The 9,101-nt window shown below is 46.3% G+C and carries 6 protein-coding genes, 21 tRNA genes and 1 rRNA gene; 2 read left to right on the forward strand and 26 right to left on the reverse strand.

Annotation, left to right across the window (positions count from 1 at the left end):
• Positions 1 to 78 precede the first annotated feature (78 nt).
• The 4 genes from menB to ACIQZD_RS22630 are packed head-to-tail and all read right to left on the reverse strand — an operon-like array spanning position 79 to position 4,870.
• Positions 79 to 891, reverse strand: a complete 813-nt coding sequence (menB, locus tag ACIQZD_RS22615; RefSeq protein WP_370029151.1) for a 1,4-dihydroxy-2-naphthoyl-CoA synthase — start codon at positions 889 to 891, stop codon at positions 79 to 81.
• 7 nt (positions 892 to 898) lie between these two features.
• Positions 899 to 1,720 carry a 2-succinyl-6-hydroxy-2,4-cyclohexadiene-1-carboxylate synthase gene (menH, locus tag ACIQZD_RS22620; RefSeq protein ID WP_402906610.1) on the reverse strand — a complete coding sequence of 274 codons (822 nt, stop codon included), beginning with the start codon at positions 1,718 to 1,720 and terminating at the stop codon, positions 899 to 901.
• Positions 1,717 to 3,468 (reverse strand): 2-succinyl-5-enolpyruvyl-6-hydroxy-3-cyclohexene-1-carboxylic-acid synthase, encoded by a 1,752-nt coding sequence (gene menD, locus ACIQZD_RS22625; RefSeq protein WP_402906612.1) that lies wholly within the window; start codon positions 3,466 to 3,468, stop codon positions 1,717 to 1,719. The genes menH and menD overlap by 4 nt, the downstream gene beginning before the upstream one ends.
• A complete protein-coding gene (locus ACIQZD_RS22630; protein WP_402906614.1) occupies positions 3,461 to 4,870 on the reverse strand; it encodes an isochorismate synthase in 1,410 nt (469 codons plus the stop codon). Before ACIQZD_RS22630 ends, menD begins: the two co-directional genes overlap by 8 nt.
• A gap of 299 nt (positions 4,871 to 5,169) precedes the next feature.
• On the opposite strand from ACIQZD_RS22630, the gene ACIQZD_RS22635 reads away from it, so the two are divergent.
• A complete protein-coding gene (locus tag ACIQZD_RS22635; protein WP_350300377.1) occupies positions 5,170 to 6,090 on the forward strand; it encodes a 1,4-dihydroxy-2-naphthoate polyprenyltransferase in 921 nt (306 codons plus the stop codon).
• 146 nt (positions 6,091 to 6,236) lie between these two features.
• Positions 6,237 to 6,986, forward strand: coding sequence for a TraR/DksA C4-type zinc finger protein (locus tag ACIQZD_RS22640; protein ID WP_402906617.1), 750 nt, complete (start codon positions 6,237 to 6,239; stop codon positions 6,984 to 6,986).
• Positions 6,987 to 7,027: 41 nt separating this feature from the next.
• On the opposite strand, the gene ACIQZD_RS22645 is transcribed toward ACIQZD_RS22640, so the two are convergent.
• From ACIQZD_RS22645 to rrf, 22 genes are all read right to left on the reverse strand, one after another.
• Positions 7,028 to 7,099: transfer RNA gene (locus ACIQZD_RS22645), tRNA-Glu, on the reverse strand.
• A 3-nt stretch (positions 7,100 to 7,102) separates the two neighbouring features.
• Positions 7,103 to 7,193: transfer RNA gene (locus ACIQZD_RS22650), tRNA-Ser, on the reverse strand.
• Between the two features lies 1 nt (position 7,194).
• Positions 7,195 to 7,269 (reverse strand) — tRNA-Asn (locus ACIQZD_RS22655).
• Between the two features lie 12 nt (positions 7,270 to 7,281).
• Positions 7,282 to 7,358 (reverse strand) — tRNA-Ile (locus ACIQZD_RS22660).
• Between the two features lie 5 nt (positions 7,359 to 7,363).
• Positions 7,364 to 7,437, reverse strand: a tRNA-Gly gene (locus ACIQZD_RS22665).
• Between the two features lie 4 nt (positions 7,438 to 7,441).
• A tRNA-His gene (locus ACIQZD_RS22670) sits at positions 7,442 to 7,517 on the reverse strand.
• Between the two features lie 16 nt (positions 7,518 to 7,533).
• Positions 7,534 to 7,609, reverse strand: a tRNA-Phe gene (locus ACIQZD_RS22675).
• A gap of 23 nt (positions 7,610 to 7,632) precedes the next feature.
• A tRNA-Asp gene (locus tag ACIQZD_RS22680) sits at positions 7,633 to 7,708 on the reverse strand.
• 6 nt (positions 7,709 to 7,714) lie between these two features.
• Positions 7,715 to 7,788 (reverse strand) — tRNA-Met (locus ACIQZD_RS22685).
• Positions 7,789 to 7,891: 103 nt separating this feature from the next.
• Positions 7,892 to 7,984: transfer RNA gene (locus ACIQZD_RS22690), tRNA-Ser, on the reverse strand.
• Between the two features lie 20 nt (positions 7,985 to 8,004).
• Positions 8,005 to 8,081, reverse strand: a tRNA-Ile gene (locus tag ACIQZD_RS22695).
• A 10-nt stretch (positions 8,082 to 8,091) separates the two neighbouring features.
• Positions 8,092 to 8,168: transfer RNA gene (locus ACIQZD_RS22700), tRNA-Met, on the reverse strand.
• A gap of 28 nt (positions 8,169 to 8,196) precedes the next feature.
• Positions 8,197 to 8,272: transfer RNA gene (locus ACIQZD_RS22705), tRNA-Ala, on the reverse strand.
• Between the two features lie 17 nt (positions 8,273 to 8,289).
• Positions 8,290 to 8,366, reverse strand: a tRNA-Pro gene (locus ACIQZD_RS22710).
• A gap of 11 nt (positions 8,367 to 8,377) precedes the next feature.
• Positions 8,378 to 8,454, reverse strand: a tRNA-Arg gene (locus tag ACIQZD_RS22715).
• Between the two features lie 9 nt (positions 8,455 to 8,463).
• Positions 8,464 to 8,552: transfer RNA gene (locus tag ACIQZD_RS22720), tRNA-Leu, on the reverse strand.
• 12 nt (positions 8,553 to 8,564) lie between these two features.
• Positions 8,565 to 8,639, reverse strand: a tRNA-Gly gene (locus ACIQZD_RS22725).
• Between the two features lie 8 nt (positions 8,640 to 8,647).
• Positions 8,648 to 8,729, reverse strand: a tRNA-Leu gene (locus tag ACIQZD_RS22730).
• Positions 8,730 to 8,737: 8 nt separating this feature from the next.
• A tRNA-Lys gene (locus ACIQZD_RS22735) sits at positions 8,738 to 8,813 on the reverse strand.
• 20 nt (positions 8,814 to 8,833) lie between these two features.
• Positions 8,834 to 8,909 (reverse strand) — tRNA-Thr (locus ACIQZD_RS22740).
• A gap of 10 nt (positions 8,910 to 8,919) precedes the next feature.
• A tRNA-Val gene (locus tag ACIQZD_RS22745) sits at positions 8,920 to 8,995 on the reverse strand.
• Between the two features lie 11 nt (positions 8,996 to 9,006).
• Positions 9,007 to 9,101 (reverse strand): 5S ribosomal RNA (rrf, locus tag ACIQZD_RS22750); the annotation flags it as partial.

Genomic DNA, 9,101 nt, shown 5'->3' on the forward strand with positions numbered 1-9,101 from the left:
ACCCTCTTCCATTTTGATATAGAAAACAGCCCGGCGATTATCCGCCAAGCTGTCAGTCTCATCGATTCACACGTTTCATTAAGGGAAACGAGGGAATTGCCCAAAGTCCGGAGTGCGCTTTTCTTTGAATGCATCGCGGCCTTCTTTTGCTTCTTCTGTTGTATAGTATAAAAGTGTAGCGTCACCAGCCAATTGTTGAAGACCTGCAAGGCCATCCGTATCAGCGTTCATTGCCGCTTTCAAGAAACGAAGTGCAGTAGGGCTCTTCTCAAGCATTTCTTCACACCATTTAACCGTTTCCGCTTCTAATTGGTCTAATGGTACGACTGTGTTGACCAATCCCATATCCAATGCTTCCTGTGCATTGTATTGACGGCATAGGTACCAGATTTCACGCGCCTTTTTATGACCCACGATACGTGCAAGGTAGCCAGAACCATAACCAGCATCAAAGCTTCCTACATTCGGTCCAGTTTGTCCGAAAATTGCATTGTCAGCAGCAATCGTCAAGTCACATACCACGTTCAAGACATTACCGCCACCAATTGCATATCCTGCAACCATGGCTACGACTGGTTTTGGAATTACGCGAATCAAACGTTGCAAATCAAGAACATTTAGACGCGGAATGTTATCTTCACCCACATATCCACCATTTCCGCGTACTTTTTGGTCCCCGCCTGAACAGAATGCTTTGCCGCCTACACCTGTTAAAATAATGACACCAATGCTGGAATCATCACGCGCCCTTGCAAATGCATCAATCATTTCAGCAGTCGTTTTTGGCGTGAATGCATTATGTACATGTGGTCGATTGATGGACACTTTCGCAATCCCGTTATATTTTTCATACAAAATTTCATCATACTCACGTATTGTTTCCCATTGAATCGTCACCTTAATTCCTCCTTTTATTTCGCTTTAAAAACTCACTTATTATTTTACCAAACTTTTCTCCAACTTCCACATGAATAGCATGTCCCGCATCATTTATTATTTTCCATTCGGCCCGCTTCAACTTTTTTTTCATCGAGTCCGCAATTCGACAAAACTTCCGGTCAAGCTCACCGGTTACAAGGAGCACAGGGAAATCAAGGGTTTGCAGTTGTTCCCAGTATGAAGCCTGATTGCCGGTCCCCATACCAAGAAGGCTATTGGAAAGGCCGGCAGGGTCATTTGCCAACCGCTGCTCCCGAATGGCTGACCTGGTTTTGGCCGACAACCGTTTTTGACTTTCAAACAGAGGGATGTTTTCCCATTGATCCACAAACGCTTCCATGCCATTTTCAAGAATCCTTTCGGCAAGCTTCCGATCATTTCCCCTTCGGATTTCACGTTCCCCTTCTGTTAAAAGGCCCGGTGAAGCGCTCTCCAATATCAATGTATCAACATAGTCAGGAAACAAACAGGCAAATCCCAATCCGAGCCTTCCGCCCATCGAGTATCCAAGGATATGGGCTTTCGGGAAATGCAACACATCCAAAATATACTTGATATCCTCAGCGACACGCTCGATTTTATACCTTCGATGATCGGCTGGTGACGCAGACATGCCATGACCGATGATGTCGACCATGATTAACGTATACCTGTCACTCAGTAGCGGAATGAGGAATTTCCATGTATCCCGATTTCCCGTAAATCCATGTAAAAGTACAAGAGGATCTCCATTTCCCGTTATTTCAACAGCATAATTGACATCCTTGCTGACAATATTCATGATATTTCCCTGTCTAACACCATTTTTATTTCCTGGGAAACAAAGCTCCACAAATTTCGATGCTTTTGTAAATTGGACTCTCTTTCTGTCGGAACTTCAATGATTTTGAGTCCTTGAATTTCGAATGACTCTGTAAATACCTTCTCTAACTCATCCCAATTTTGCACCTTGTTGTATTTACCGCCATAAAGCTCGGCAGTATGGGAAAAATCAAGCCCATGAGGCGTTCCGAATAGCGTTTCGAAATGTTCCCTCTCATTCGCCTGCGGCAAGAAGGAGAAAATGCCGCCGCCATCATTATTAACCAGCAATATCGTGATATTTTGTTTTTGAAGTTTTGCCGCAAGCAAGCCATTCATATCATGGAAAAAGCTTAAATCCCCGATTGCCAGCACTGTATTTTTTGATACCGTGCTTACGCCAAGCGCAGTGGAAACGACACCATCGATGCCATTCGCCCCGCGATTTGCAAAGGTTTTGATTCCTTTTCCATTATTCAAAAAGAAAGTATCCAAATCACGTATGGGCATACTATTCCCGACAAACAACGTCGATTCCAATGGCATCATATCAGCAAGCAGGGCGAACAGCTTGCCTTCGCTTAACTCCGCTTCATCCCTGACGGAGGCTAAGGCATCCTTCGTCGCTCCGTTGACGGTTTGCCATAAGCGAAGCCATTCATCATCATGGGAGGAAGAAATACTTTCAGCAATTCGCAGACAAAAATCTTTCTCTTCGCTGTAAATCATATTCGTTGCCAATCCGGCTGGTTCGCGCCAGCCTGCTCCGCCATCGACGACCAAAGTGATTGCCTGTTTTTGTTTTTTCATGAATAACAATAACGGTTTAGAAACAGGCATTGCCCCGAATCGCAAGATCACTTCCGGCCTGAAAGCCGCTTTTGCCGTTTCATCGCGTAGAAACGTATCGTAAGAATCAATAATTACGGCTTTGTCATGACTTCCGCTCCTTAGCTGTGAAAGGGGATCAGCCAGTACCGGAAAGGCAAGTTTTTCCGCTAATGCGACGATGGCTTCCTTCATCTCTGGATGAGGTAATTCGCCACATACAATCATACCTTGCTTAGCTTGTGACAATGTAGTTGCAACAGCTTCTATTTGTGATGATGACAGTGACAGTTCTCCACTGTCAATCAACACTGCAGGCGTCATTTTATTTTGCCTGCACTCCTTTGCTTTCTCCAGGTCCGGAATCAATGGTTCTCGAAGCGGGAAATTCAAATGTACAGGCCCTGCAGGCTCAGCTGCAGCTGTTGCCACTGCCCTTGCACCGACCGTTCTGGCATACCGCATCATCCCATCCGTGCTTTCAGGAAGTGCCATTTCGACAAACCATTTTACATGTCTCCCGTAAAGGTGCATCTGATCGATCGCCTGCGGGGCTCCGACATCACGCAATTCATGCGGGCGGTCAGCGGTAAGTACAATAAGCGGCACTCTTGAATAGAAAGCCTCAATGACGGCTGGGTAATAGTTTGCAGCGGCTGTACCTGACGTACAAAGAAGTCCGACAGGTTCTTTTAGGGCCTTAGCCAAACCAAGGGCAAAAAAAGCAGCCGAACGCTCATCCACATTAATATGAATTTCGATATCAGGATGTTCCACCAGCAACAAAGCCAGGGGTGTGGATCGTGAACCAGGGCTCACCACCACATGCTTCACCTCATTTTGTGCCAGCTCATCGACAAATGAAGCAGCATACGCTGTCAATGCATCTCGGTCATTCATTAAGATTTCCTCCTAAAGCACTTAACATCGGATTGAATTTAATCCCCGTTTCCCGGTATTCACTTTCGGGAGTCGAATCTTCCACTACTCCGCATCCGGCAAAGAGTGAGGCCTCATTGTTCTGTATTAGTGCAGAACGTATCCCTACAGCGAATTCCCCGTTTCCATACGTATCCACCCAGCCTAAAGGACCCGCATAAAAGCCACGTTCCAGACCTTCCATTTCCCGAATTCGGACAACCGCCTTTTCTTTGGGAAGTCCGCCCATAGCAGGGGTTGGGTGGAGATTCTCGACAAATTCAAAAATCGTGACACCTTCCTTTGATATACCGCGGACCGGTGTGTACAAATGCTGGATATGACGGTTTTTCATAAGTGTCGGTCCGGCCGGGACCATCACCTTTTCGCATACTGAATCAAAGGCATTGGATATCATCGACACGACATATTGATGCTCTTGTAAATTCTTTTGGTCATGAAGCAATTCTTCACCAAGACAAACATCTTCCTGCTCATCTTTCCCTCGTCCCATCGATCCAGCAAGACAGGTAGAAAAAACTTCATTTCCCTGTTTCTTAATCAAACGTTCAGGGGTGGCACCAACAAAACAGTCACCTCCAGCTTCCAAACTGAAAATATAACTCAATGGCTGCTCAGCAATCAATTGTTCAAGTACTTTCCCTGAATCGATGGAACGTTCAAAACCAAGTCGAAGCTCCCTTGCCAAAACGATTTTGTCGAGATCTGTCGTCTTGATTTCCTGAACAGCCTCTGCGACCGTCCGCTTCCATTCCTCAGGTTCGACTTCCCTCTGCATAACCAGGGAATTTGCACCCAATCCATTGCCATCCAAGCTTTTGAAAAGGAAAGCTTCCCGTTCATTTATCATATCTATGAAGAGTTTTTCTGAATCATCAGGCGAACAAAGTAAGTTTGTCGTTAAGTAAGCTTGTTTCCCCACTATTGACAGCATGAAGGCAGGTATATAAAAAAGGTTGTCCCCGAACTGATTCCAAAGGAGCGTACTGTCAGTTTCATAATCAAAAGAAAAGCCCCCAAACAGTAAAGGACCTGTCGCTTCTATATCGGTCACTCCTGTTTTGACAGCATTATTCTGCAGTTTGATCCAGCTCTTTTCGACTTCTCTATAACGTTCGGCATTCGATGCCGCTTTGAGTTTCTTAACATTGCCTAAACCGGTGATGGTTATTTCCTTTGCAGGGTCCTCCCAGAAAAAGCGTTCACCCGCGTACCGTTCTCTTCCAGCTTGATAAAATGAAAGGGGGTTGTTGCATTTAATCTTCTTAATATGACTGAATAGAACTTGATCATTCAAGTCCTTCGCCTTTTGTATAGCTGAAGCCAGTCCCTGAAACTGTTCAGTTTCCTCTGAGATAGCCAAAAAAATCCCCCCAAATGTACATTTTAAAAGCTTTTTAACCTATTTAAAGATACACCTCCCTTGAACCTCATGTCAATAAAACGCCCCTTTACCGAACGATTCTTTCCTGTTCTTTTCCTTATTATATGAATCTTAGCGAATGTAGAGAAATACCCTGGATTTTGGAAATGGATCATCCAGGAATTCCAATTATCACCCTTACCCACTTTTCCTGCATTTATTAGGATAACCTTTTGTGCAACATTTCAATATTTGTTATAATTTCGAGAGAACCAATAATGATTTTGAGGAGAGAAATAATGCAAACAGAATACGACGGACTTCCCCTTAAACGGACCTGGAAGATTTGGTGGGAGTTAATTCGTCCACATACACTAACCGCAGCTTTTGTCCCAGTCTTACTTGGAACTGTGATTGCACTTTTGGAAGATGGAGTGAATTGGTTACTATTCGCTGCCATGATGATTGCCAGTATCCTGATTCAAGCTGCTACCAATTTATTCAATGAATACTATGATTTCAAGAGAGGCTTGGATACGGAGGAATCCGTAGGCATCGGCGGCGGGATCGTCCGTCATGGGATGACCCCCAAACTAATCATGAGCTTGGCCCTTGGCATGTATGCCATCGCCTTGATAATTGGGATCTATATCTGTGCCGCATCATCTTGGTGGCTTGCTGCAGTAGGACTGGTTTGCATGCTTGTCGGCTATCTTTATACAGGCGGTCCCCTTCCCATTTCATATACACCATTCGGGGAACTTTTTTCTGGATTGTTCATGGGCTTTTTGATAATCCTGATCGCCTTTTTCATTCAAACCGGTGATGTTTCTTCAACAGCCATCTTAATAGCCATTCCAAGTGGGATTTTGGTCGGGCTGATCAACTTATCCAATAACCTGCGTGACCATGATGGAGATAAGGCTCACGGGCGCAAAACGATGCCTGTAGTGATGGGCAGGAAAAACGCCCTGACATTCATGGCAATCATGTTCGCCTTCTCTTATCTATGGCTTGTTGGGCTAGTCCTTACCGGAAGCGTAACGGCGTGGATTCTCCTTGCCTTCCTTAGCATACCGAAGGCCATGGCCGCAATCAAAGGCTTCGTAGGCAAAACGCAGCCGATCACGATGGTCCCGGCAATGAAAGCCACGGCCCAAACGAACACCTTCTTTGGCTTACTCATGGCCATTGGATTATTCATCAGCTATCTTATCTAATCTCCGAGGACTGAGCTCATCCACTCAGTCCTTTTTTCTATCTTCCGTTCCATATTGTTTTCCTATACTCCGATTCGGGTAATAGATAATACAATCATCTTACCAATATAAAATGATATTTGGACTTTAGAAGGAGTGAATAGGAGATGGCAACGAAACAACAAACGCAAAAATTAAAAAAGGAACTGCTTCAAGAAAAAAATGAGTTAAGTAGTAGAATTCAAAATGACGAACAATCCGTTCTGGATAAAAGCCAGACGGAATCCGTAGGGGAATTATCATCCTATGATAATCATCCTGCTGACCTAGGAACCGAATTATTCGAGATGGAACGGAATCAAGCACTCGATGAGCATGCACAATCAGAAATGGAGAAAATCGACGAAGCATTGAAAGCAATGGAAGAAGGTTCGTATGGCCATTGTAAAACCTGCAATGGGGAAATCCCCATCGAGAGGCTTGAAGCGATCCCAAGCACCCTCTACTGTGTCGAACATGCCCCGGAACGGTCACTTTCACAAGACCGGCCAGTGGAGGAGGAAATACTGATTCCATCCAAGGGTGATCATTTTGAAAATCGTCATGGAATCGAAATGGTGGATAAAGAAGATAGCTTTGGGGAAGTTGCGAAATTCGGTACATCCGAAACGCCATCTGATTACACCGGCGATCATGACAATTATAATGATCTATATAAAACTGAGGATGAAACGAATGGATTTCCTGAAGACTATGAAGGATTTGCCGCAAATGATATAGAAGGGAAAAATAGAGTGGATATACCAAACAAAAAGCAAAAGGAATATGAAGATACACTGGAAGAAGCAAATATCGAATCCAATCTAGGAGACATTCCCTTTAAACAAAAAGATAGTTATATAAATGAAAAGAAATGAAAAAAAGAAGCATACATGAATGTATGCTTCCTTTTTTGTTATGACCCGTACGGGATTCGAACCCGTGTTACCGCCGTGAAAGGGCGGTGTCTTAACCGCTTGACCAACGGGCCAACTGGCGGAGAAGGAGGGATTTGAACCCTCGCGCCGCTCGCGCGACCTACACCCTTAGCAGGGGCGCCTCTTCAGCCTCTTGAGTACTTCCCCATGGCTCCGCAGGTAGGACTCGAACCTACGACCGTTCGGTTAACAGCCGAATGCTCTACCACTGAGCTACTGCGGAACAATATGAATATGGTGGGCCTAAATGGACTCGAACCATCGACCTCACGCTTATCAGGCGTGCGCTCTAACCAGCTGAGCTATAGGCCCATATTTGGAGCGGGTGAAGGGAATCGAACCCTCATCATCAGCTTGGAAGGCTGAGGTTTTACCACTAAACTACACCCGCGAAATGGGGCGACTGATGGGAATCGAACCCACGAATGCCTGAACCACAATCAGGTGCGTTAACCACTTCGCCACAACCGCCGTAATATGAAAGATATGGTGGCTCAGGACGGAATCGAACCGCCGACACAAGGATTTTCAGTCCTTTGCTCTACCGACTGAGCTACTGAGCCACATTTGTATTAAATTTAAAAAATGGCGGTCCCGACGGGAATCGAACCCGCGATCTCCTGCGTGACAGGCAGGCATGTTAACCGCTACACCACGGGACCTAATAATTGCGGGGACAGGATTTGAACCTGCGACCTTCGGGTTATGAGCCCGACGAGCTACCGGACTGCTCCACCCCGCGACGGTAATAATGAAACGATTTGCATCAAGTTTTCGTGTATATTGTTCCATCCGCATCCTTTATGTAAGGCTGTTTCAAAACAACTTGCTGCTTTTTGAAAAAATGGAGGAGGTAGAGGGATTCGAACCCCCGCGGGATTTGACTCCCCTGTCGGTTTTCAAGACCGATCCCTTCAGCCGAACTTGGGTATACCTCCACGGCTTTAAAAAATGAATATGGTGGACCTTGTAGGACTCGAACCTACGACCGGACGGTTATGAGCCGTCTGCTCTAACCAGCTGAGCTAAAGGTCCTTATATTTATTGGTAGCGGCGGAGGGGATCGAACCCCCGACCTCACGGGTATGAACCGTACGCTCTAGCCAGCTGAGCTACACCGCCAATATAATATAAGTATCTGATTGAAAAATGGTGGAGCCTAGCGGGATCGAACCGCTGACCTCCTGCGTGCAAGGCAGGCGCTCTCCCAGCTGAGCTAAGGCCCCATTCATTAAAAATCACGTGGTCGGGAAGACAGGATTCGAACCTGCGACCCCTTGGTCCCAAACCAAGTGCTCTACCAAGCTGAGCTACTTCCCGCAATAAAAACATGGTGCGCCCGGCGGGAGTCGAACCTACAACCTTCTGATTCGTAGTCAGATGCTCTATCCAATTGAGCTACGGGCGCATATTATGATGGTGCCGAGGACCGGAATCGAACCGGTACGGTAGTCACCTACCGCAGGATTTTAAGTCCTGTGCGTCTGCCAGTTCCGCCACCCCGGCACATACGAAAAGTGGAGCGGAAGACGGGATTCGAACCCGCGACCCCAACCTTGGCAAGGTTGTATTCTACCACTGAACTACTTCCGCATGAAAGATGCGGGTGAAGGGACTTGAACCCCCACGCCTTGCGGCGCCAGATCCTAAGTCTGGTGCGTCTGCCAATTCCGCCACACCCGCATATAAAATGGTGAGCCATGAAGGATTCGAACCTTCGACCCTCTGATTAAAAGTCAGATGCTCTACCAACTGAGCTAATGGCTCGTGCTTGTACTATCTTAAAATGGTGCCGGCAAGAGGACTTGAACCCCCAACCTACTGATTACAAGTCAGTTGCTCTACCAGTTGAGCTACACCGGCAGGTGTAAAATGGTGGAGGATGACGGGATCGAACCGCCGACCCTCTGCTTGTAAGGCAGATGCTCTCCCAGCTGAGCTAATCCTCCATATAAAACCTGCTTGGCGACGTCCTACTCTCACAGGGGGAAACCCCCAACTACCATCGGCGCTGAAGAGCTTAACTGCCGTGTTCGGAATGGGAACGGGTGTGAC

It is taken from the genome of Peribacillus sp. NPDC096447 (assembly GCF_044762725.1).
Lineage (GTDB): Bacteria > Bacillota > Bacilli > Bacillales > DSM-1321 > Peribacillus.

Coding starts and splice junctions, on each gene's coding strand:
- menH (WP_402906610.1), bottom strand. CDS start 1,720: ATGAATATTGTCAGCAAGGATGTCAATTATGCTGTTGAAATAACGGGA.
- menD (WP_402906612.1), bottom strand. CDS start 3,468: ATGAATGACCGAGATGCATTGACAGCGTATGCTGCTTCATTTGTCGAT.
- ACIQZD_RS22635 (WP_350300377.1), top strand. CDS start 5,170: ATGCAAACAGAATACGACGGACTTCCCCTTAAACGGACCTGGAAGATT.
- ACIQZD_RS22640 (WP_402906617.1), top strand. CDS start 6,237: ATGGCAACGAAACAACAAACGCAAAAATTAAAAAAGGAACTGCTTCAA.